Source organism: Pseudomonas sp. Marseille-Q8238 (assembly GCF_965111915.1).
The window spans coordinates 2,593,971-2,615,201 of the sequence record NZ_CBCOPI010000001.1; the positions used below are offsets into that span (position 1 = coordinate 2,593,971).

At 57.7% G+C, this 21,231-nt stretch carries 18 protein-coding genes and 2 pseudogenes; 11 read left to right on the forward strand and 9 right to left on the reverse strand.

Annotated features, from left to right (window positions below; all coding sequences use genetic code 11):
• Positions 1-20 precede the first annotated feature (20 nt).
• A complete protein-coding gene (locus ACWPW0_RS12025) occupies positions 21-911 on the forward strand; it encodes a universal stress protein (RefSeq protein ID WP_454255452.1) in 891 nt (296 codons plus the stop codon).
• Between the two features lie 46 nt (positions 912-957).
• Here the strand turns inward: ACWPW0_RS12025 and ACWPW0_RS12030 are convergent, their stop codons facing one another.
• Together ACWPW0_RS12030 and pyrF are read right to left on the reverse strand one after the other, a co-directional pair.
• Positions 958-1,719 (reverse strand): SDR family oxidoreductase, encoded by a 762-nt coding sequence (locus tag ACWPW0_RS12030; RefSeq protein WP_447591481.1) that lies wholly within the window; start codon positions 1,717-1,719, stop codon positions 958-960.
• A gap of 142 nt (positions 1,720-1,861) precedes the next feature.
• Positions 1,862-2,557 (reverse strand): orotidine-5'-phosphate decarboxylase, encoded by a 696-nt coding sequence (gene pyrF / locus ACWPW0_RS12035; protein ID WP_454255453.1) that lies wholly within the window; start codon positions 2,555-2,557, stop codon positions 1,862-1,864.
• Between the two features lie 183 nt (positions 2,558-2,740).
• Here pyrF and ACWPW0_RS12040 point away from each other — a divergent pair, with 183 nt between their 5' ends.
• Positions 2,741-3,181 carry a thioesterase family protein gene (locus ACWPW0_RS12040; RefSeq protein WP_447591477.1) on the forward strand — a complete coding sequence of 147 codons (441 nt, stop codon included), beginning with the start codon at positions 2,741-2,743 and terminating at the stop codon, positions 3,179-3,181.
• Between the two features lie 91 nt (positions 3,182-3,272).
• Here ACWPW0_RS12040 and ACWPW0_RS12045 read toward each other — a convergent pair whose 3' ends face one another.
• The 4 genes from ACWPW0_RS12045 to ACWPW0_RS12060 all read right to left on the reverse strand — a co-directional run bounded on the left by ACWPW0_RS12045 (position 3,273) and on the right by ACWPW0_RS12060 (position 6,891).
• A complete protein-coding gene (locus tag ACWPW0_RS12045; protein WP_447591475.1) occupies positions 3,273-4,925 on the reverse strand; it encodes an AMP-binding protein in 1,653 nt (550 codons plus the stop codon).
• 117 nt (positions 4,926-5,042) lie between these two features.
• Positions 5,043-5,501 carry a phosphohistidine phosphatase SixA gene (gene sixA / locus ACWPW0_RS12050; RefSeq protein ID WP_447591473.1) on the reverse strand — a complete coding sequence of 153 codons (459 nt, stop codon included), beginning with the start codon at positions 5,499-5,501 and terminating at the stop codon, positions 5,043-5,045.
• Positions 5,498-5,845 (reverse strand): DUF4389 domain-containing protein, encoded by a 348-nt coding sequence (locus ACWPW0_RS12055; RefSeq protein WP_447591472.1) that lies wholly within the window; start codon positions 5,843-5,845, stop codon positions 5,498-5,500. The genes sixA and ACWPW0_RS12055 overlap by 4 nt, the downstream gene beginning before the upstream one ends.
• A 23-nt stretch (positions 5,846-5,868) precedes the next feature.
• Positions 5,869-6,891 carry an NAD(P)H-dependent glycerol-3-phosphate dehydrogenase gene (locus ACWPW0_RS12060; RefSeq protein ID WP_447591470.1) on the reverse strand — a complete coding sequence of 341 codons (1,023 nt, stop codon included), beginning with the start codon at positions 6,889-6,891 and terminating at the stop codon, positions 5,869-5,871.
• A gap of 161 nt (positions 6,892-7,052) precedes the next feature.
• Between ACWPW0_RS12060 and ACWPW0_RS12065 the strand changes: the two genes are divergently transcribed.
• The 5 genes from ACWPW0_RS12065 (at position 7,053) to fabB (ending at position 13,950) form a co-directional block, all read left to right on the forward strand.
• Positions 7,053-9,203 (forward strand): TonB-dependent receptor plug domain-containing protein, encoded by a 2,151-nt coding sequence (locus tag ACWPW0_RS12065; RefSeq protein WP_454255454.1) that lies wholly within the window; start codon positions 7,053-7,055, stop codon positions 9,201-9,203.
• A gap of 1 nt (position 9,204) precedes the next feature.
• A complete protein-coding gene (locus ACWPW0_RS12070; protein ID WP_454255455.1) occupies positions 9,205-10,137 on the forward strand; it encodes an ABC transporter substrate-binding protein in 933 nt (310 codons plus the stop codon).
• Positions 10,134-12,032: an ATP-binding protein gene (locus ACWPW0_RS12075; protein WP_454255456.1), complete on the forward strand. Its 1,899-nt coding sequence runs from the start codon at positions 10,134-10,136 to the stop codon at positions 12,030-12,032. Before ACWPW0_RS12070 ends, ACWPW0_RS12075 begins: the two co-directional genes overlap by 4 nt.
• 173 nt (positions 12,033-12,205) lie before the next feature.
• Entirely contained in the window at positions 12,206-12,721 is a 516-nt protein-coding gene (fabA, locus tag ACWPW0_RS12080) for a 3-hydroxyacyl-[acyl-carrier-protein] dehydratase FabA (RefSeq protein WP_447591463.1), read from the forward strand.
• Positions 12,722-12,732: 11 nt separating this feature from the next.
• A complete protein-coding gene (gene fabB / locus ACWPW0_RS12085; RefSeq protein WP_454255457.1) occupies positions 12,733-13,950 on the forward strand; it encodes a beta-ketoacyl-ACP synthase I in 1,218 nt (405 codons plus the stop codon).
• Positions 13,951-14,006: 56 nt separating this feature from the next.
• Here fabB and ACWPW0_RS12090 read toward each other — a convergent pair whose 3' ends face one another.
• From ACWPW0_RS12090 to ACWPW0_RS12100, 3 genes are all read right to left on the reverse strand, one after another.
• On the reverse strand, positions 14,007-15,632 hold the full coding sequence (locus tag ACWPW0_RS12090; protein ID WP_454255458.1) for a methyl-accepting chemotaxis protein: 1,626 nt from the start codon (positions 15,630-15,632) through the stop codon (positions 14,007-14,009).
• A gap of 163 nt (positions 15,633-15,795) precedes the next feature.
• The gene (locus ACWPW0_RS12095; RefSeq protein ID WP_454255459.1) at positions 15,796-16,257 is read right to left on the reverse strand and encodes a DUF3859 domain-containing protein; all 462 of its coding nucleotides are present in this window, start codon (positions 16,255-16,257) and stop codon (positions 15,796-15,798) included.
• Between the two features lie 61 nt (positions 16,258-16,318).
• Positions 16,319-17,293 carry an amidohydrolase family protein gene (locus ACWPW0_RS12100; RefSeq protein ID WP_454256732.1) on the reverse strand — a complete coding sequence of 325 codons (975 nt, stop codon included), beginning with the start codon at positions 17,291-17,293 and terminating at the stop codon, positions 16,319-16,321.
• A gap of 160 nt (positions 17,294-17,453) precedes the next feature.
• On the opposite strand from ACWPW0_RS12100, the gene ACWPW0_RS12105 reads away from it, so the two are divergent.
• The 4 genes and pseudogenes from ACWPW0_RS12105 to ACWPW0_RS12120 all read left to right on the forward strand — a co-directional run bounded on the left by ACWPW0_RS12105 (position 17,454) and on the right by ACWPW0_RS12120 (position 21,218).
• A complete protein-coding gene (locus ACWPW0_RS12105) occupies positions 17,454-18,314 on the forward strand; it encodes a substrate-binding periplasmic protein (RefSeq protein WP_447591455.1) in 861 nt (286 codons plus the stop codon).
• A 689-nt stretch (positions 18,315-19,003) separates the two neighbouring features.
• Positions 19,004-19,891: pseudogene (locus ACWPW0_RS12110) on the forward strand (methyl-accepting chemotaxis protein); the annotation flags it as partial.
• A 69-nt stretch (positions 19,892-19,960) separates the two neighbouring features.
• Positions 19,961-20,365, forward strand: a pseudogene (locus ACWPW0_RS12115) (OsmC family protein).
• Positions 20,358-21,218: a pirin family protein gene (locus tag ACWPW0_RS12120; RefSeq protein WP_454255460.1), complete on the forward strand. Its 861-nt coding sequence runs from the start codon at positions 20,358-20,360 to the stop codon at positions 21,216-21,218. The pseudogene ACWPW0_RS12115 and the gene ACWPW0_RS12120 overlap by 8 nt, the downstream one beginning before the upstream one ends.
• Positions 21,219-21,231: the final 13 nt, after the last annotated feature.

The window sequence follows — 21,231 nt, forward strand, 5'->3', positions numbered from 1 at the left end:
CAACTCAAGGAGAACATTCCATGCCTGCACAGCCCGAGACAAGCAGCACACCCAAGCGCCTGATGCTGTCCACAGACCTCAGTGCCCGCTGCGACAGAGCCCTGGACCGCAGCACCCAATTGGCCAATGAGTGGCAGGCCGAACTGGTGGCCCTCAACGTTCTGGAAGCCGCTCAGGCACCCGACCAGATTCTCACCTGGTCCGACGGTGCAGGTCTCAAGGAGCTGGAGTTCATCGCCCAGCAGAAGCTGCAAGAAGACCTGACCGGCTTCACCGGTGCCGTCAGCCTGCGCATCGCCCAGGGCGACGCCGCGCAACAGGTCAAGGATATCGCGGCAGATACGGGTAGCGAGCTGGTAGTGACTGGAATGGCCCGCGATGAGCCACTGGGGCGATTCGTCCTCGGTTCGACGGTCGAGCGCCTGGCACGCAGCCTGCCGCAGCCACTGCTGGTCGTGCGTAACCGGCCACGGGGCAGCTACTTGCGTATCGTCGTGGCCTGCGACTTTTCCGACTCCTCGCGCGAGGCGCTGCAGACAGCCGCGCGCCTCTTTCCCCTGCGTGAACTGGTGATTTATCACGCGCTGAGCCAGCCCATGCCGGGAGTTGCCGCCCAGGACAGCGCCGAACTGCAGGCAAAGCGTATCGAGGAGGGAGCCTGCGCCGAGTTCATCGCCAGCTGTCACCTGCCTGAGCAGGTCCGCCAACGACTGCGCGTGGTCATCGAGCCGGGCCCTCTGGAGCGCAGCCTCGCCCGCTATGTGCGCAATCGCGGCATCGACCTCGCCATCATCGGCGCTCAAGGCAAGGGTGCGCTGCTCGATATGCTGCTGGGCAGTTCGGCGACCCGCCTGCTCGACTGGCTATCCTGCGATACCCTGATCGTGAGAAAGGCCGCGGCGGCACGTTGAGACGAGCAGCAAGTTTGCGGGCCGTGAATCGCAGCCCGCAAATGCCTTAGATAGCCGTGACGCCACCGTCTACGGCCAATGCATGACCGGTGGTGAACGCGGCATTGTCGCTGCACAGGTAGAGAACCGCCGCGGCGATTTCATCGACCTTGCCGATACGCCCGACCGGGTGCATGGCTGCCGCGAACTCACCCTTCTTCGGGTCTGCTTCATAGGCGCGGCGGAACATATCGGTATCGATCACCGCCGGGCACACCGCATTCACCCGCAGTTTCTTCTTCGCATATTCGATGGCAGCTGACTTGGTCAGGCCGATGACAGCATGCTTGGACGCGCTGTAGATGCTCATTTTCGGCGCGGCGCCAAGGCCGGCTACCGAGGCGGTATTGACGATGGCACCGCCGCCCTGCGCCAGGATCAGCGGGATCTGGTGCTTCATGCACAACCAAACGCCTTTCACGTTGACGCCCATGATGGCGTCGAACTCGGCCTCGCTGCCTTCGGCCAGCTTGCCCTTCTCGATCTCGATGCCTGCGTTGTTGAACGCATAGTCGAGACGACCATAGGCCGCCAGGGTACGCTCCATCAGGACTTTCACATCGGCTTCGCTAGCAACGTCGCAACGGACGAATGTCGCCTCACCGCCAGCATCGCGAATCAGTTGCACAGTGGCTTCGCCACCCGCGACATCCAGATCCGACACCACGACCTGCAGCCCTTCTGCGGCAAAAGCCTGTGCCGTGGCACGACCAATGCCGGCGGCGCCGCCAGTAACCAGAACTACTTTGCCGGAAAAAGTCGTGCTCATGCGTGCATCCTCGCGGGAGTGGAAAATTAAGTGCGCTGAGTCTAGTCAGCGCCACTCACGGCGAGCAGCACTATCAGTAAGGCGTCTAGGGATTTATCCACACAGATGATAAAGGCCTACGGCGCTTTATCATTGATATGGATTAAGCCAGTTCAGCAACGATCCGTGCTAGCGCTTCAGCAGGATTGGCGGCCTGGCTGATGGGGCGACCGATTACCAGGTAATCGGAGCCGGCCTGCAGAGCCTGAGCAGGTGTCAGGATACGGCGCTGGTCATCCTGCGCACTGCCCGCCGGACGGATGCCGGGAGTGACCAATTGCAGGGCCGGATGAGCAGCCTTCAGCGCAGTAGCTTCCTGTGCCGAGCAGACCAGGCCATCCATACCGGCACGCTCGGCAAGGCCGGCCAAGCGCAGGACCTGTTCCTGGGGCTCGATATCCAGGCCTATTCCTGCGAGGTCTTCACGCTCCATGCTGGTCAGCACCGTAACGCCGATCAGCAACGGTTTGGGGCCATTAAAGCGATCCAGGGTTTCCCGGCAAGCCGCCATCATGCGCAAACCGCCCGAACAGTGCACATTGACCATCCACACGCCCATCTCAGCCGCCGCCTTGACCGCCATGGCCGTGGTATTGGGGATGTCGTGGAATTTCAGGTCGAGAAACACCTCGAAACCGCGCTCACGCAAGGTGCCGACGATCTCCGCGGCGCAACTGGTGAACAGTTCCTTGCCCACCTTGACCCGACACAGTGCGGGATCGAGCTGATCAGCCAGCGCCAGGGCAGCATCACGAGAAGGAAAATCGAGGGCGACGATGATCGGGGTCTGGCAGGACATGGCGGGCTCACAGAGGTCGAAAACGCGGCACATTGTAGCGAAACCCGCTGCCGCCGTCAGACTGCCGTGGGCAGGAAATGGCTTGGGCGGCTCTACTTTCTCGGTCACGCATGCCTGCTCACTCAGCCCAATCGCCCTGCCGGCGGTTAAACTGCCGCCTTTTAACACGCCCAGGCAGCAGTAATGGCCCGTCTAACCCTCGACTTTTCAACGCAAACATTCTGCTACAGCACACACATGACTGTACGCAGCACCGATATCAATGCGAGCAATCACCTGAGCAACGACTCGATGATCTCAATGATTTCCGAGGCGCGGGCGCGCTTTCTGTTCGATTTCGGTATTCGTGAAACGGCAGAGGCCGATGGCATCATCGTGACTGACCTCGCCACCATGTACCGCGCCGAGTCCCATGCCCGCGATCAGTTGCTGTTCGAAGTTGGTGTGATGGATTTCAATCGCTATGGTGGCGACATCATCTTCCGCATCACTCGCCCTGCCGACGACACGTTGATCGCCCTGGCCAAATCCGGGTTCGTTTTCTTCGACTATCGCAACGGCAAGGTCACTCAGATGCCAGAGGGCTTCCGTGCGCTGTTTCCGCAGGTGAACTGGCTGGACTGACTGCGCACAGCCAGTGCACGCAGCCGTCAAGAGAAAGGAATGTAGCGAGCAAGCCTGAGCTACCGGCCTGAGCTAGGCCGGTACGATCTGATTACGGCCAGACCACCTCGCCTGCCCGCTCGCCCCAGCGCTCGAAGTGCTTGCTGTAGGTGGTTTCCACCACGCTGCGCTTGATCTTCAGAGTCGGTGTCAGGAAACCGTTATCCACGGCCCAGACCTCCGGCACCATGACCAGCCCGTGCAGGCGCTCATGCTTGTCGAGCTCCTTGTTGATATCGTCGAGCAGGCGCTTGAGGCTACCGTTCAGTTCCTCACGCGGCGCCGAGCGACCGGTTTCCGAGAGCACGCACAGTGCCAGGGGTTGCGGCAGGCCATCACCCACCACGCAGACCTGCTCGATGTGGGTATGCACCGCCAGCTTGTTCTCGATGGGCGCCGGGGCCACGTACTTGCCCTTGCTGGTCTTGAAGATCTCCTTGATGCGACCGGTCAGGCGAAGATTACCGTTGGCATCCTGCTCGCCCTTGTCACCGGTGCGCAGGAAGCCATCTTCGGTCATGGTTTCTGCGGTTTTTTCCGGCTCTTTGTAGTAGCCCAGCATGGTCGCCCCGCTGCGTACCAGCACTTCGCCCTCCTCACTGATGCGCACTTCCACGCCTGGGTTGTTCTGGCCGATCCAGCCCAGTTTGAACGCTCCCGGCCGACAGACATGGGAATAACCGCAGTTCTCGGTCATGCCATAGACCTCCTGCAGCTCGAGCCCCAGGCGGCGATACCAGTTGAGCAGGGTTTCCGGCACCGGTGCAGCACCGGACAAGCCGTAACGCACCGCGTCGAGACCAAGGCCACTCAACACCTTGCGACCGACCAGCTTGCCGATAATCGGCAAACCGAGGAGAAAATCGAGGCGTTTGGCCGGCATCTTGGCGTACACCCCCATCTGGAACTTGGTCCAGATGCGCGGCACACCAAACAGGACGGTCGGGCGCGCACGCTTGAGGTCCTCGACGAAGGTATCGAGGCTCTCGGCGAAGTACACGGTCATCCCGCCATACAGGGAATTGAGCTCGACGAACATGCGTTCGGCGACATGGCACAGCGGCAGGTAGGACAGCACCCGATCCGTCTCGTCGACGGCAAACAGCCCAGTGGCGTGCTTGGCCGTGAAACCGAAGTTGGCGAAGGTATGCATCACGCCTTTCGGCATCCCGGTAGTTCCGGAGGTGTAGATGATGGTCGCCAGTTGCTCGGCCGGTGGACTGGGGAGATCGCGGATTGGCGAGCTGGCCTGGACATCACTCCAGCTCTTGTCGAATGTCCCGACCGGGTGCAATGGCATCGCCACTGTCGTCAGCCCTTCGGGAATCCCGCTCTGCATTGAAGGCCAGTCATCGAGCTTGCCGATGAAGGCAATGCGCACCTCGGCATGCTCCAGCACCTGGCGCACCGTTTCGCCGGTCAGGTTGGGGTACAGCGGAACCGATACATGCCCGGCCATCCAGATGGCGAGGTCCGTGATGATCCAGTGCGCAGCATTCTTGGAAATGATTGCCACACGGCTGGCCGGCGGAAGTTCCTGACTGCGCAGCCAACTGGCAGTACGCCGGGCCTGCTCGCCGACATCGGCCCAGGTCAGTTCCTCGACCTGCCCATTGCCCAGAGGCTGAACCAGGTAGGTCTTGTTCGGATGACGCGACTCACGCTCGAAGAACACTTCGAGCGGTAAACGAATTGCACTGGCCACGAGGCCTCCTTGTTATTTTTCTTGTACACAGGGAGCAACCAAGCACTTGCTTGGTTGAATATTCCATGGACATAGAGGCCGTGCAAGCAGAGAAATGTTTCAGTTGGAAACGGATGGTCAATACGCGTGGTGCAATCCAGCGAGACGCATGGCGCCCGCCATTGGCAGCTCACCATCGAGCTCGACCAAGCTGGCAGTGTGCAAACTCATCGGCAGTTGCAGGTGGCCATGCACGAGCAAGCCTGCAAGCGCTCCCAGCAACGGGTTGTGGCTGACCAACACGTATTCATCGGCCGGGTAATCATCGAGCTGGCGCATGACCCGTCGCGGGTCATCATCCGGCGTAATCCAGTCCACCGTGCTGAACGGGACCGTGAGCTGCAACGTCTCGCGCAGCAATTCAGCGGTCTGCTGCGCCCGCAGATAAGGACTGACCAGTACCCTCGTCAGCGGCCTATTGCGCAGGCGCTCGGCGCTCTGCAGCACCTGAGCACGGCCATAGTCGGTCAGCGGCCGTTCAGCGTCGCTGCGCGCACGAGGCGCAGCTTCGCCATGACGCAAAAGCCACAGTTTCATAGCTTGGGTTCTTCGTCTCTTACGGGATGGGGTGCTGGAGGAATCGAGTGCGGCGCGTTGTTTTCCGGGGCGACAGGCGTCGGCCAATCAGAAAACGGCCAGGGCTTTTCCTCGGTGTTGAATGTACCGAAGCGACCGATCTGCCGCAGGTACTGGCTCAGGCTGTCGCCGAATGACTGCAGGCCGGCGTTCGGGGCGCTGTAGAACAACCGATAACCCAACTGAAGCAGCACGACGCACCCCAGCACGATCTCGGCCAGTTGCCAGATAATGGTAAAGACCACCATCCAGAGAATGCGCAGCACAATGGATTCACGCTCGATTTCCTTGCTTGGCTCGCTCATGAGTTTCTCCTAGGTTCAATGCATCAAAAATCACTGGTGGAAATAAAATCGACATCGGTTTTCGGCTCACCGCGCATCAGCGCCTCGATCACCTGCGACAAGGTGCGCCCTTCGAAAAGGATCGCGTGCAGACCCGCCACCAATGGCATGTAGACCTGCAATTCTTCTGCCTTGCTCTTCAGCACCTTGATGGTATTGACCCCTTCGGCCACCTCACCCAGGCGCGCCACGGCATCTTCAAGGCTCAGCCCCTCACCCAAGGCGAAACCGACCTGATAATTGCGGCTTTTCGGCGATGAACAGGTGACGATCAAGTCACCAACGCCGGCCAGCCCGAGAAACGTCATCGGATTCGCTCCCAGTTTGACCGCGAAACGCGTCATTTCTGCCAATGCGCGCGTGATCAGCATGCTCTTGGTGTTTTCGCCCATACCTAATGCGACCGCCATACCAGCGATAATGGCGTAAACATTTTTCAACGCGCCCCCCAGTTCCACGCCGAAGCGGTCACGACTGGCGTACACACGGAAAGTCCGTCCATGCAATGCCGCCTGGACACGCGAGCAAAGCACTTCATGCTCACTGGCAACAACAGTGGCGGTCAGGGCCTGCTCGGCAATTTCACGCGCAAGATTCGGCCCCGATATCACGCCGATGCGCGCATTGGGAGCCACTTCCTCAAGAATCTGGCTCATCAGCTTGAAGCTTTGCGACTCGATGCCTTTGGTGGTGCTCACCAGCAACTTGTCGACCAGCAGCCCAGCCACCGGCTGCAACGCCTGGCGTAGAGCTGAAGACGGCAGTGCAACGAAGATCAACTCACAGGCTTGTAACGTAGCCGACAGGTCAGTTACCGGCTCCACGCCCTCATGTAACTTGACTCCTTTCAGATAACGCGGATTTTCGCGCTCGCTGCGCATGAAGGCGGCCTGCTCCGGATCGCGCATCCATTGGCGAACGGATTGGCCATTGTTCGCCAGCAGATTGGCAATGGCAGTGCCGAAACTGCCCCCCCCTAAAACCGCGACAGGTTGTTGCTCGGTCATGATGTATCCATACGAAGCCATCTAGATGGCGAATGAGGGCATTATTGCGAAGGCTCAGCTGACCGGCCAGTCCTGTTGCTCGGTTTACCTTCGTTTCAGACTGGCAAACTGCCACGCCTCGGTTAACATGCCACGACTGCGCCCCTAATCAAGGTTGTTTTGTGAGCAAACATCTACCGCCACTTTTGCTGAGTCTGGCCGTGATTACCCCAGCCCCAGGGTGGGCAGATGATTTATTCACTGAAGCTGCAGACGTCCCTCAAGTGCTCACTGCCACCCGCCTGAAGCAGTCTGCCGCTGCAGTACCTGGAAGTATGACGGTGCTAGACCGCAGCTTGATCGAAGCATCCGGTGCCCGCGACATTCCTGAACTGATGCGCCTCGTTCCCGGAATGATGGTTGGGTACAACTATGCGGGGTACTTGAGCACTATCAACTACCATGGGGGGCGCCAGGGTGATGCACGACGCCTACAGGTTCTCATTGATGGACGTTCGGTCTATCGACCAGGATTGGCCACTGTCGACTGGAGTGACCTCCCCTTAGCGTTGGAGGATGTGGATCGTATCGAGGTATTCCGTGGTCCTAACACCGTCAGTTTTGGGGCTAACGCACTGATGGGTGTCATTAACATCATTACTCGTTCTCCAGCGGATAGTCAGGGAACTCGCCTCAAATACACCACAGGTCAGCGCGGTATTGACGACTGGTATGCAAGACAAGGCTTCAATTGGAGCGGAGGTGATGCGCGCCTATCTCTTTCAGGAATGGAAGACAATGGCTTCGACCGCACTGATACAGGCATGAAATATCGAGACAATCGACGTAATACACGTGCCCAGCTGAGTGTCGCGCATACCTTAAATTTCCAGCACTCTATCGACTGGCAGCTCGCCGCTAGCGAAGCGAGCGATCAACGTAGTACATATTCCAACGAATACTTGGTTAAAGGAGTGGTATCCAACGTAGACAAGGGTAAGGATGTAAAAGCTCGAGACTATGCCGGCTCGCTGACATGGACCTTTGACGCGGACTCAAATCACACTCTTAAATTTCAAACCGACCTCCAGCGTTGGGAAAGAGTCCAGGAATGGCGTGGATGCGACTTGTCCTTATCCTTTACTAATGAAGTTGGGCAGCTATTCGCTCTTGACCCAGACAAGCTCGACACAGTGTCAAGATTACTATCAAAAGGCTATGGGTATGTAATACCCAGTTGGGTAAATGGCGGGTTCTTTACTCCCGCCGAAGCGCCTCTAGCCTTGGCTATTTACAACAAATTCATTGACCCCAGTGGTCAATACCGCTCGAAGGTCTGCGGAGACTTCAATCAGAACATCACAGAAACTCGTTTTGACCTAGAAGCTCAAGACACTTGGAGCATCACAGACGACTTGCGCCTTTTAAGTGGCGTTAGCTACAGGCGAGACCGCAGCAACTCTGAAACTTATTTCAATGGCGCTTTAGGTAATGATATTTGGCGTCTCTTTGGTCATATGGAATGGTATATGACCAAAAACTTCCTACTCCAAGGAGGACTTATGTATGAGAAAGATGGCCTCAGCGGGTCGTCTCTCACGCCCCGAGTAGCTCTGAACTATCTTATAACACCTCGCCATAGCGTGCGATTCGTCTACTCAGAGGCGGTACGCTCGCCCGACATGTTCGAAAACAATGCCAATTGGCACTATCAACTGGAAAATCTATCAGCACCAATTGATGGACAGAGCTCGGCTTATTACTACGCCTATGGAATAGGGCCTGGAAATTTAAAACAAGAGCGCACCCGCTCTAGGGAGATTGGCTATAACGGTCAGTTCGATTTTGGGCTAAGTCTCGATATAAAAATTTTCAACGACGATGTACGACGTATGATCAGTGAGGCCTTGAAAATCACTGAGTTCATGCCAAGCAATGACAATCAAATGTGGTTTCGTGGGGCTGAAGGACAGCTTGACTGGCGATTTACATCATCTGATCGCCTGCGCTTTACCTATTCCTATATAGACTTTGAAGCGACTGCAAAAACCGATAGACGTCTAACAGCCCGAAACAGCGGTAGTGCCGGCTGGATGCATGACTGGGGCCAAGGGTGGTCAAGTGGAATTTTTTACTATGGGGCAGACCGGCTTAATGAGCGTCGTTTTGAACGTGCGGATTTACGTGTAGCCAAACGTATGTCTTTGGGCAAAACAGACTTGCAGCTTTCTGGCGTGCTTCAACAACGTCTAGATGATGAAGCCCTGACTTGGCAGGAAAACCTTTATGATGAACGAAGGATGGTCTATTTCAGCGCAGAGATAGAATTCTAGGATGCAGTTCGCGTATTCATGGATGAATCAATACCGAAAAGCTGGTGTATATCGGTTATTCTTACTATTTTTTAGTTCTCTGTTAGCCGGAAAAGTGTATGCGACTGAAATAATCCTGAGTGACACAGAAGATAGCCGTGCGTTACGTTCCTTTACTCAAAGTCTTGCAGAACAACGCCCACAAGACACTGTACGATTTGTAGAATCAAAGCAGCTTGGAGATCTCAGCAAGTTGTCCCCTGAGAGCCGTCTGATATTGTTAGGGCCACAGGCTCTGGCCCACCGACTGAAACAAAAACAAGGCCCTCCCACGCTGATACTACGGGTCTCGCGCGTACAAGCTTATAGCCTGCTGCAGAACTCACATCCGGATAACATCAGCCTCTTGTGGAGCGACCCCCCCCTTCATCGGCAACTGCGTCTTGCTCATGAACTGCTTCCGAGGGGACGTCGTATTGGAGCTCTGTACAGTGACCAAAGTGTATTTCTGATTGAAGAACTACAACAAGCAGCAAAAGCACTTGGCCTGCAAATCATCGAACAACAGTGGCCAGAAAAGCGCGATAACCGTCCACTTCAACAACTGCTCACGAGCAGTGATCTGCTGATAGGTCTAGACGACCCAAAACTTTTTAATCCACTAACGATCAAGAGCCTACTACTAAGCAGCTATGCACACCAACGCGCCCTGATTGGACCTACTGTTGGATATGTCAAGGCGGGAAGTCTGGCAAGTAGTTATAGCGATGAAGCTGATTGGCTAAAAACCCTTAATGAATTACTGGACCAGTCCCCGCGGAACTGGCCACTGGGCCAGTACTCACGCTATTTCAAAGTACGAGGCAATCCTCAGGTTGCTCGCGCACTGGGTATCGAACTGGCCAGTGATGAAGAGCTGACTCGTCGACTGATGTCAGGAGAACCGCGCCCATGAGCTTCGGTCGCAATTGGAATATCAATACCCGCACTCAGCTTATAAGTGTCGGCCCTGCTTTATTATTGACATTACTCTTGACCGGACTTTTCACTCATCAGCGCTTGCAGGATCTGCGCGAGGAGATGAATCACACTGGCCAGCTGATTGCCAATCAGTTGGCCCCGGCAGCAGAGTACGGGGTGATTTCGGGCAACTCAGAGGTACTCGAAGGCTTGCTACAAGCCACGCTTCAAACTCCTCATGTACGTTTTTTAGAAATACGTGATCGTGATGAAAATATCGTTGTATATGCCGAGGAGCCTGGCCATAGGGATACATCCCAGACCGAGATTTTCCATGCGCCTATTCGCTTGCAACCTATTGTTTTGCCAGATGACTTTCTTTCGACGTCAGAAAGTCGCAAAGAAAATGACGAGTATCTGGGGCGCGTGGTTGTGGGTATGTCTGGGGAAGCATTTACCAGTCGTCAGCAGTCAATTCTCCTGAAAGCCACCACTTTGAGTCTGCTGGCATTACTTCTAACCTATCTGCTCGCCCGCAAGCTTGCTCGTCGATTGGCTCAGCCGATTAGCAGCATGGGGCATGCTCTGGATGAGATACAGGCAGGAAAGTTTTTCACTCCACTACCAGAAACACAAGGCGGTGAACTAGGTGGCCTGGCGCGTCATATCAATAGCCTGGCCACTAACCTAGCCACCGCAAGTCACGAACAACAGCAAGCCATGGCCCAGTTGATCAAAACTCGAGAAGAGGCTGAGCAAGCCAGCAAAGCAAAATCCGATTTCCTAGCAATGATGAGTCATGAATTACGCACTCCTATGAACGGCGTACTCGGCATGTTGCAACTGCTGGAAACGACCGAGATGACTCAAGAACAAGCCGAATATGCGGCGTTAGCTACCGAATCGACAGAATACCTACTCAAAGTCATCAACGATATTCTCGATTTTTCCCGAATCGAGCGGGACGCATTAGAGCTAGAACGAATTCCGTTCAGCTTGCAGGAGTTGCTACAGAGTTCAATTCAGGTTTTCCAACACAGTGCGCATCAACGAGGCCTGTACTTGCGACTAGAGAATCAACCTGGCTTGGAGCACTGCGAAGTTCAGGGCGACCCAACAAGAATCCGCCAGATTCTGGTCAATCTTATCGGTAATGCCCTGAAATTCACCGAGGAGGGCGGAATTCGTATCGAAACGCACTGGTACGCCTTGGACAAGGATGTCCTGTGGTTCACCTGCGCCGTGCATGACAGCGGTATCGGAATTGCTCCTCAGCGTCTGGAACATATGTTCGATGCCTTTCAGCAAGCGGATACCTCTATTTCAAGGCGCTATGGCGGCACCGGGCTCGGGTTGTCTATAGCCAGAACGCTGGCTGAGCGTATGGGTGGGACATTGCATGCCGAAAGTCACGAAGGTAAAGGCTCGACATTTACCTTGGAGATGCCCCTCCCCTTTACCATGCGCTCGTTGCACGACACTTTCGGGGATCGATCCATAAAACCGTCAGGTGAAGGGCAGCAGGTACTGTTGGTCGAGGATAACCCTGTTAACCAGACCGTCATCGAATCGATGCTGCGCAGTCTCGGTTATCAGGTCAGCCTGGTCAGCGATGGTGCCGAGGCCGTTCACTGTGCAAGTCAGCATGTTTTTGCAGCCGTACTCATGGACTGCAGGCTACCCGTCATGGATGGTTACGAAGCAACACGGCAGATCAGACAGCTCGCGCTTTACAGTACCACCCCGATCATCGCACTCACGGCCAACGCCTTACAGGGTGACCGTGAGACCTGCCTGAAGGCCGGGATGAACGATTACCTGGCAAAGCCGTTCAAACGAGCAGACCTGGAACAGGTTCTGATGCGCTGGCTGAACAAACCAGGGAACTAGGAGTAAAGTCAAAACAGCGACTGTGTGAGCAATGGTATACAAGTGTTCACACAAAACTGTGACTTTCACCAAGACGCAACAGTCTACGACTACGCTGCCGACAGACGCCTCGCGTCCATGGCGACCAGGATGTAACGCATAGCCCCGTGCGGCGGGGCCACTGAGGAGCTCGCATGACCAAGCAAAACGCCTTCACCCGGGAAGACCTGCTGCGCTGTAGCCGCGGCGAGTTGTTTGGCCCGGGTAATGCGCAACTGCCCGCCCCCAACATGCTGATGATCGACCGCATCGTTCACATCAGTGAAACCGGCGGCAAGTACGGCAAGGGCGAAATCGTCGCCGAGCTCGATATCAACCCAGACCTGTGGTTCTTCGCCTGCCATTTCGAAGGCGATCCCGTCATGCCAGGCTGCTTGGGCCTCGATGCCATGTGGCAACTGGTCGGTTTCTACCTCGGCTGGCAGGGCAACCCCGGACGTGGCCGTGCGCTCGGTTCGGGCGAAGTGAAGTTCTTCGGCCAGGTTCTGCCTACCGCGAAGAAAATCACCTACAACATACACATCAAACGCACCATCAACCGTTCGTTGATCCTGGCCATCGCCGATGGCAACGTCAGCGTGGATGGCCGCGAAATCTACAGTGCCGAAGGTTTGCGTGTCGGCCTGTTCACTTCCACTGACAATTTCTAAGGGTTATCCGCATGCGTCGCGTCGTGATCACCGGTCTGGGCATCGTTTCTTGCCTGGGCAATGACAAAGACACCGTTTCCGCCAGTCTGCGTACTGGCAAGGCGGGCATCCGTTTCAATCCGGCCTACGCCGAAATGGGGCTGCGCAGCCATGTGTCCGGCTCGATCGACCTGAACCTGGAAGAACTGATCGATCGCAAGGTCTTTCGCTTCATGGGCGACGCTGCAGCCTATGCCTATCTGTCGATGGAAAAGGCCATTGCAGACGCAGGTCTCAGCCCGGAACAGGTATCCAATCCCCGCACCGGTCTGATCGCCGGTTCTGGTGGCGCCTCTACCCTGAACCAGATGGAAGCCATAGATACCCTGCGCGAAAAAGGCGTCAAGCGTATCGGCCCATACCGTGTCACTCGCACCATGGGCAGCACGGTCTCGGCTTGCCTGGCCACGCCGTTCCAGATCAAGGGCGTGAACTTCTCCATCTCCTCGGCCTGCGCCACCAGCGCGCATTGCATCGGCCAGGCGATGGAACAGATCCAGCTAGGCAAACAGGACATCGTGTTTGCCGGCGGTGGCGAGGAAGAACACTGGAGCCAAAGCTGCCTGTTCGATGCCATGGGCGCCCTCTCCACCCAGTACAACGAGACGCCGGAAAAGGCCTCCCGCGCCTATGACGCCAAGCGTGACGGTTTCGTTATCGCCGGTGGCGGCGGCATGGTCGTGGTCGAGGAGCTGGAACATGCCCTCAAGCGCGGTGCCAAGATTTACGCCGAAGTGGTTGGCTATGGCGCGACCTCCGATGGCTATGACATGGTCGCGCCAAGCGGCGAAGGTGCCGTGCGCTGCATGCAGCAAGCGCTTGCCACCGTCGATGCGCCTATCGATTACCTGAACACCCATGGCACCTCGACCCCGGTTGGCGACGTCGCGGAAATCCGCGGCGTCCGCGAGGTATTTGGCGACAAGGCACCAGCCATCAGCTCGACCAAGAGCCTGTCTGGCCACTCGCTCGGCGCCGCCGGCGTTCAGGAGGCGATCTACTGCCTGCTGATGATGGAAGGCAACTTCATCGCCGGTTCGGCCAACATCGACGAGCTGGACCCTGAGGTCGCCGATCTGCCGATCCTGCGCGAAACCCGTGAGAACGCCACATTGAACACCGTGATGAGCAACAGCTTCGGCTTTGGCGGCACCAATGCCACGCTGATTCTGCAGCGCTACAAAGGCTGACGCTCAGCTAGAACAAAAACGGCGCCCTAGGGCGCCGTTTTTGTTTGTGGCATGTATCAAATACGGAAACGGGCGACCAGCGTATTGAGGTTGATGGCCAGACGTGACAGTTCCTGGCTGGCTGCACTGGTCTGGTTGGCGCCCGCTGAGGTCTGCAAGGACAGGTCACGAATATTGACCAAGTTGCGATCCACCTCACGCGCCACCTGCGCCTGCTCTTCGGAAGCACTGGCAATGACCAGATTTCGCTCGTTGATCGCGGCAATGGCCTGGGTAATCTCTTCAAGTGCCAGCCCCGCCGCCTGCGCCACCTCAAGTGTCGAACTGGCACGCGTATTACTGACCTGCATGGCCGTGACGGCTTTTTCAGTGCCCTGCTGAATACCACCGATCATTTGCTCGATCTCCTGGGTCGACTGCTGAGTACGGTGCGCCAACGCTCGTACCTCATCGGCAACCACAGCAAACCCGCGACCGGCATCGCCAGCCCGGGCAGCCTCGATAGCCGCATTCAATGCGAGCAAATTGGTCTGCTCGGCAATCGAGCGAATGACATCCAGAACCTGGCTGATATCACGCACCTGACCGGCCAACTGCTCGACATCGGCAGACGTCGTTGTCACATCGCTGGCCAGATTTTCGATCGAGTCCACCGTCAGGCGCACCTGTTCACGTCCATGTTGCGCCGTACGATCTGTCTCCCGCGAGGCCTCCGAGGTGCTCACGGCGTTGCGGGCGACCTCCTCGACGGCAGCGGTCATCTCGTTGACTGCCGTCGCAGCCTGCTCGATTTCATTGCTCTGCTGATGCAATCCGCGGGTTGAATCTTCGGTTACGGCATGAAGTTCTTCAGAGGCCGAAGCCAGCTGACTTGAGGAGTCTGCAATGTGCTGGATGGTTTCACGCAAGCTGCGCTGCATGGCACCCAGGGCTTCCAGCAACTGAGCCGGCTCATCCTTGCCTTCGGCATGAACGGTGTTGCTGAGGTCGCCTGACGCGATGACCTGGGCAACGCTAACAGCCTGACGCAGAGGCTGGACAATGCTCCGTGTCAGCAGGATAGCCAAGGCGATGGTCAGTAATGCGGCAGCGACCATCATGCCGATTACCAACTCCCAGGCATTATCGAAAACCCGTTCGCTGTTTTCAGCCGCCTCGGTCGAGCCCAGGCGATTCATTTCAGTCAGTTCGGACAATGCCTTGAACATCGCATCGGCATGCTGGTTAAGTTCGCCGCCGGCAATGGCAAGCGCCTCATCCAGCATGTCCTTGCTCGAATAACTCATGATGCGCTCTTGCTCGACCATGTAGCGCTGCTTGGCGGCATCGAAGCGCTGATAAGCCTCGCGCTCCTGCTCAGTGGACATCAGGGCCTCGTAGCGCGCCAATGCACCAGTCAGGTCAGCCTTGATTTCACCCAGGCGCTGCTCGTTATGGCGCAACGTCGCAGCCTCACGACCGACCAGTAGGCGCAAGGTGTAAGCACGGATACGCAAGATGTCTTCGCTGACATGGTTCAAGGCCATGATGCTCGGCAGCCAGTTGTCATTGATCTCGATCGACTGGTCGTGCATGCGGCTCATCTGCAGCAGCGAGAAGCTGCCCATGATCAGCACCAGCAATGCCAGGAAGGCAAAACCAAGCGTGGCGCGAAAGGCAATCTTCATGTTCCGTAACAGCATGGTGAAACTCCTTCCCTGGAATCAGGCATACAGTTGAGTAGGCCGCCTCAGCAATACAGGCTAGTCCATATTTCAACCTATCGACGCCTTCGCTAATCGCTTTAGGGGCAGACACAAAAAAACCTGGCCACAGGACCAGGTTCCTTTGTGTTGACGCTCAAGTTCAGCGCACGGTGAAACGCTGTTCCAGCAGTTTACGATCGCCTTGGAACACCATGAATAACCACTCCCCTGGCACCACTTCACTTGGGTCACTGAACTCGAATGCCATGACATCGCGCTCGGCCCCAAGCACCAGTTTCTGCACCAATTCGATCTTGTCCTGACGGCGACCATCCGCCGCAACCAGCCCTGGAGTCAAGTACAGCAAGGTCAACGGAGCTTCGCTTTCACGCTTGCCCGTCAGGCGATAACGCACGCCGAATTTTGTACCCAGCCGAGCAGGCACCTCGGTGGTCTGGTCAATCGTTTGGTTGCTCCGGGTCAACACGCGCTCACCCGGCTGTGGGTCTTTGAATGGCGTAGCGAATACACCGTACTCGATGGGTCCATCGACATGCACATCCGCTAGAGCCAGACTGGAAACCAGGCTCAGCATCAGTGCGCTCAAGCTGAATGCTTTCATCACGCGCTCCTTGATTGGGATGGCGCGAGGCTATGACACCGGCATGACAGGTTGATGACAACTAGTCGCTCAACTGAGCCTGGCGCTTGCGTGGCAGAACCGCGATGAAATTGTCTCGCGCCACCTGCTGCGCCACCTTCTCCGGCAGGGCATCGAGGAACGGATCGAAGGCATTCAGATAATCACCCAATCCCTCGAACCGCCCCACCACGTCAGAGCCCAGCATGAAGCGCGCAGGGTAGCGCTTGACCAGTTCGACCCAGGCCGGGTCTGGCCGACCTTTCTCGTCCAGGAGATACGGTTGCAACATGCTCCATGACAGGTCGATATAGAGATTCGGATACGCCTCGAGCATTCGCGTGAGTGTCGGCAACAGGAAATCCAGCTTCTCCTGATGGCGGTGGATTTCCAGGCTGGTTCCACCATGGGCCCAGATGAACCGGACATGGGGATGATTGCGCAGAGGCTCCTCGATCTCTGCCAGATACAAGGGGTTACGCTCGCGCTTGGAGGTGATATTGGAATGCAGCATGACCGGTAGATCGTATTCGGCAGCCAGGTGATACACCCGCGTCATCGCCTCATTATTGGCGCGCGGAGTATCGCCGTAAATCAATGCTGTCAGGTCATCATGCCGGGTGAAAACCTCACCGATTCCCTGCCATAACCCAGGGTCCAGCTCGAGCATGCGCCGGATATGCGCATCGGCATTCTTGTCGGTTGGATTGAAGCCTGAAAGGAACGGATGCAAGCGCTCGCGCTGCACTGCCGGCAACTGCTTCACCGCAGCCGCGACGAAGACATCCGTGGCGCTATACCAGTAGGCACCGGCATCATCTCCAGCGTAATAACGTGGGCGCTTGGGCTCATCTTCGTGCCACTTCTTCGCCACAGGAATGCCGGAAATCATCACGTGGTCAATCGCACCCGCGGCCATGGCCTCGACCAAGCTGGTCATGCCTTCGCTTTCCTGAAAGAAATCGACGTAGTGCAAGTGGGCATCACTGTAACGGTACTCGCGAGCGAATCCGTCCATGGCAAGCAATCCAAATGTCACGGCCAGCAGATGGCGTTGGATACGCACGTGACAATCTCCTTGATCGTTATGGCAAGGGTAGACCGGTAATCGCCTGCGCAGGTTCACTAGCCAGCACGCCCTTGAAAGGCCATCATTGGCTTTCATCGATAGCAACGGAATGCTGACCATGCTGTCCCTACGCTTACCTGCGCTGCTCGCCCTGCTCTGCCTTCCGCTCTTGTCGGCGGGAGAATCACTGGTCTATCCCTTGCATTCCAGTGGCACCGACCCTGAAGCCTATGTCGTCGAGCTCCTGCGCGAGGCCCTGATCAAAAGTGGGGCCGGGCATACCCTGCAACCCTCGATGCGCGATATGCCGCAAAGCCGCGCGCAGCAGTCGCTCGAACATAACGACGGCACCATACACGTGATGTGGTGCATGACTACCCGTGAGCGGGAACAAGCCCTTCTCCCTGTTCGCCTGCCCATCTACAAAGGTCTGATCGGCTGGCGTGTAGCACTCGTTCGCCAGAGCGAGCGTGACAGGTTGAAGGACGTGCGCACCCTGGCCGATCTCAAGCCGCTGCAAATCGGCCAGAGAGGTGACTGGCCTGACACTGCCATCTTGCGCAGCAATGGCCTGCAGGTCGTCACCAGCCAGAGCTACGACAGCCTGTTTCGCATGCTTGATGCCAAACGCTTTGACGTTTTCCCACGCGAGGTAGTGGTCGCCTGGAATGAACAGACCGTGGCTAAGGCGCAGGGCCTGGACCTCGCCGTCGATGAACATATCGCCCTGCACTACCCCTCGGCCTTCTACTTCTTCACCTCGCGCGAACGAACCGATCTCGCCGCGGACATTGAACGAGGCCTGGAAACCATGATCCGGGACGGTAGTTTTGATCGTTTATTCGAGTCCCATCACGGCCAGGCGATACGCCAGGCCCAGCTCGGCAGGCGCCATGTGATCGAGCTGGAAAACCCCGACCTGCCGCCACTGACACCCTTTGCCCGCAAAGAACTCTGGTATCACCCATAAGGTCTGCTTAGGGTTTACGAATAGGGCCAGATGCCTGGCACCATAACAGCCCATAAAGCGGGCAATGCACCAGGCCAGTGCAGTCAAACAGGACGTTGACGGCATGGCATCCCATGCCTGCCTTGCTTTGATGATGGCACCTTGCTTGCAGTACTCCCTGACAAGAATCCAGGGAGACACCCATGTTGCAGTTACTGCGAAAACCCACGCAACGTAACAAGGACGAAGAAGCCCTCAGCGCATTGTTCGATCAGCATGACCTGACCACCCGCCTGCCTCAGGGCCAGGCCTGGACGGGCCGCCTCAATCGCTTCACCGATGGCTTGCACCAGCGTATCCGTGCCAGCCTGGGCGCCGCCGTCGGCATCGCCGCCCATGCGCCGCAGCTGGCCTCCATCGCTAGTGCCAATCAGGAGAGTGGCCAGGCGCTGGCTCAATCATCAGAGCTGATTGCCAGCGCCAGCGAGCAGGTCACCACCACCCTGGAAGCCGAGCTTGTGCCCGGTGCCGCCGAGGTGGCGCGGCTGTCCGGGGAGGTTTCCACAACCCTGCGGGCCTGCCAGCAGAGCGGCCAGAACGTGCTGCGCCAGGTCGACGCCATTGGTATCTGTGAAAGCGAGTTGAGCAGCGTCATCGGCAACCTCACCACCCAGTTGGATGAAGTCAGCAAGGTCATTGGCGTGATCGCCAGTATTTCCCAGCAAACCAATCTTTTGGCCCTCAATGCAGCCATCGAAGCAGCCCGTGCTGGCGAGCATGGCCGGGGGTTTGCGGTCGTTGCCGAAGAGGTCCGTCGCCTGGCCGGCCACACCACCGAAGCCACCGGACAGGTCAGCGCCATCATCGAACGTTTTCACGATGGCATGCTGCAGTTGAGTGGTGCCGGTGAACGTATGCACCGGGCTGTCGATGATGGCCGCCAGGGCATGCTGCAGGTTGGCAACGGGCTGGACAGCACCCGCCAGGCCATGGATCGCCTGGACGAACGAGTCGGGCATATCGCCATTGGCACCGAACAGATCGGCCAGGCTGTGCGCTCGATCAACGGCGACGTGCAGCAGATTGCCCAGGTCGCCGGCGACCTGCTGGGCAAGGCTGGCCAGGTTCTGCGCCATAGCCAGGCCGTGCGCGAAGACGGTGATCGTCTGCTGCAGGGGCTCGGCGACTTTCGCCTGGAGCTGCACCGTGCCGTGCAAGCCAGCGTCGAGCAATTGGCTGGTCATCACCAGCTCACTGGCGATGTGGCAACAGCGGAACGCCTGCTCAACGACACCCTGCGCCGCGATGCCCGTTTCGAGCTGTTCTACCTGGTCGACAATCAGGGCGTACAAGTCTCGGAGAACATCTTCGCCGAAGATGTCCCCCACCAGACGGGGCAGTCCTGCCGGGGACGCAATTGGGGCCAGCGTCCATGGTTTCGCGCCGTGGCGGACAACCTGCGCAGCCATATCACCCAGGTCTACCGCTCATCGGCCACCGATGCGTTCTGTTTTACGGTGTCCGCCCCGGTCTACGGAACGGATGGCCGGCTACTGCGCGTGCTTGGCGCGGACGTGCGCCTCTCGGCACTGGTTTGACGGACACCTTATGGGAAGCGTGTTCCTGCGCTAGAGTCAGGACTGGCTCACCCCATTCCGGAGACCGACATGATCCGTATCACCCAGGAAAACGGCTTGCGCCAGCGCATCAGCATTGGCGATCACACACTGCATAGCGATGTGCCGCAAGAGCTCGGCGGCGCCGGCTCGGCTCCAGAGCCTCACGACCTCTTCGACAGTGCACTGGGCGCCTGCAAGGCGCTGACCCTGGCGCTGTATGCCCGGTAGAAAGGCCTGCCGCTGGATAGCGTCGACGTAAGCATCAGCCGCGACGACAGCGAAGAACGCCTGGGTAATTACCAACTGATCGTGACGCTGGGGCTGAACGGCGCGCTGGACGAGAACCAGCGCCAGCAATTGCTGCGCGTCGCTGACAAGTGCCCCGTGCACAAGTTGATGACGACCACCGACATCCAGATCACCACCCAGCTCAGCGAGCCTCAGGATGACTGATCTGCTTCTGATTCGCCCGCGAGCCGAATACATCGACGGACAAGCAATTCTGCGGCCATTGCCTTCAGCCCAGTGCCGCAGCATCGGCCCGTTCGTATTTTTCGACCACATGCTGGAGCAAACCTACGCCCCTGGCAGCGGCATGAACATCAACCAGCATCCGCATGTCGGCCTGTCCACCCTCACCTACCTGTTCGATGGCGCGCTGCAACACAAGGACAGCCTGGGCTCTGACCAGCAGGTACAAGCCGGTGAAGTCAGTTGGATGAACGCAGGCCGAGCAGTGGCCCATGTCGAACGAACCCCCGCCCACCTGCTGGCCAGCGGCTCACGGCTGCATGGGTTGCAGGTCTGGCTGGCACTCCCGGAAGCCGAGGAACAGGGCGAGCCGAGCTACGCCCATTACCCGGCAGCCAGCCTACCGAGCAGCGACAGCCTGGGCGTAAGAATTCGCCTGATCGCCGGCAACGGCTTCTGCCTGCAATCGCCAGTAGCCGTGCGCTCACCGACCTTGTATGCAGAACTGCATTTGCAGACCGGTGCCAGCCTGACGATCCCCAACGAACACCGCCAACGCGCGCTCTACCTGATCGACGGTGAAGCCCAGTTGGAGGATATCGACCTGCCCATCCGCTGCCTGGCGGTGCTGCCCGAAGAGGATGAACTGACCCTGCTCGCCCGTAGCGAATGCCATCTGATGCTGATTGGCGGAGAACCCCTTGGCCCACGCCGGATGAACTGGAACTTCGTGGCCAGCAATTCGGCCCTGATCGAGCAGGCACGTCAACGCTGGGCAGCCCATGACTGGCCCACCGTACCCGGCGAAACCGCACGCATCGAACTGCCTGGGTGATCAGCTTTCGGCT

Bases quoted from the DNA above. Each gene is read 5' to 3' on its own strand.
- ACWPW0_RS12025 (WP_454255452.1), top strand. From the start codon at position 21: ATGCCTGCACAGCCCGAGACAAGCAGCACACCCAAGCGCCTGATGCTG.
- ACWPW0_RS12030 (WP_447591481.1), bottom strand. From the start codon at position 1,719: ATGAGCACGACTTTTTCCGGCAAAGTAGTTCTGGTTACTGGCGGCGCC.
- pyrF (WP_454255453.1), bottom strand. From the start codon at position 2,557: ATGTCCTGCCAGACCCCGATCATCGTCGCCCTCGATTTTCCTTCTCGT.
- ACWPW0_RS12040 (WP_447591477.1), top strand. From the start codon at position 2,741: ATGGCCCGTCTAACCCTCGACTTTTCAACGCAAACATTCTGCTACAGC.
- sixA (WP_447591473.1), bottom strand. From the start codon at position 5,501: ATGAAACTGTGGCTTTTGCGTCATGGCGAAGCTGCGCCTCGTGCGCGC.
- ACWPW0_RS12055 (WP_447591472.1), bottom strand. From the start codon at position 5,845: ATGAGCGAGCCAAGCAAGGAAATCGAGCGTGAATCCATTGTGCTGCGC.
- ACWPW0_RS12060 (WP_447591470.1), bottom strand. From the start codon at position 6,891: ATGACCGAGCAACAACCTGTCGCGGTTTTAGGGGGGGGCAGTTTCGGC.
- ACWPW0_RS12070 (WP_454255455.1), top strand. From the start codon at position 9,205: ATGCAGTTCGCGTATTCATGGATGAATCAATACCGAAAAGCTGGTGTA.
- ACWPW0_RS12075 (WP_454255456.1), top strand. From the start codon at position 10,134: ATGAGCTTCGGTCGCAATTGGAATATCAATACCCGCACTCAGCTTATA.
- fabA (WP_447591463.1), top strand. From the start codon at position 12,206: ATGACCAAGCAAAACGCCTTCACCCGGGAAGACCTGCTGCGCTGTAGC.
- fabB (WP_454255457.1), top strand. From the start codon at position 12,733: ATGCGTCGCGTCGTGATCACCGGTCTGGGCATCGTTTCTTGCCTGGGC.
- ACWPW0_RS12090 (WP_454255458.1), bottom strand. From the start codon at position 15,632: ATGCTGTTACGGAACATGAAGATTGCCTTTCGCGCCACGCTTGGTTTT.
- ACWPW0_RS12095 (WP_454255459.1), bottom strand. From the start codon at position 16,257: ATGAAAGCATTCAGCTTGAGCGCACTGATGCTGAGCCTGGTTTCCAGT.
- ACWPW0_RS12100 (WP_454256732.1), bottom strand. From the start codon at position 17,293: ATGGACGGATTCGCTCGCGAGTACCGTTACAGTGATGCCCACTTGCAC.
- ACWPW0_RS12105 (WP_447591455.1), top strand. From the start codon at position 17,454: ATGCTGACCATGCTGTCCCTACGCTTACCTGCGCTGCTCGCCCTGCTC.
- ACWPW0_RS12120 (WP_454255460.1), top strand. From the start codon at position 20,358: ATGACTGATCTGCTTCTGATTCGCCCGCGAGCCGAATACATCGACGGA.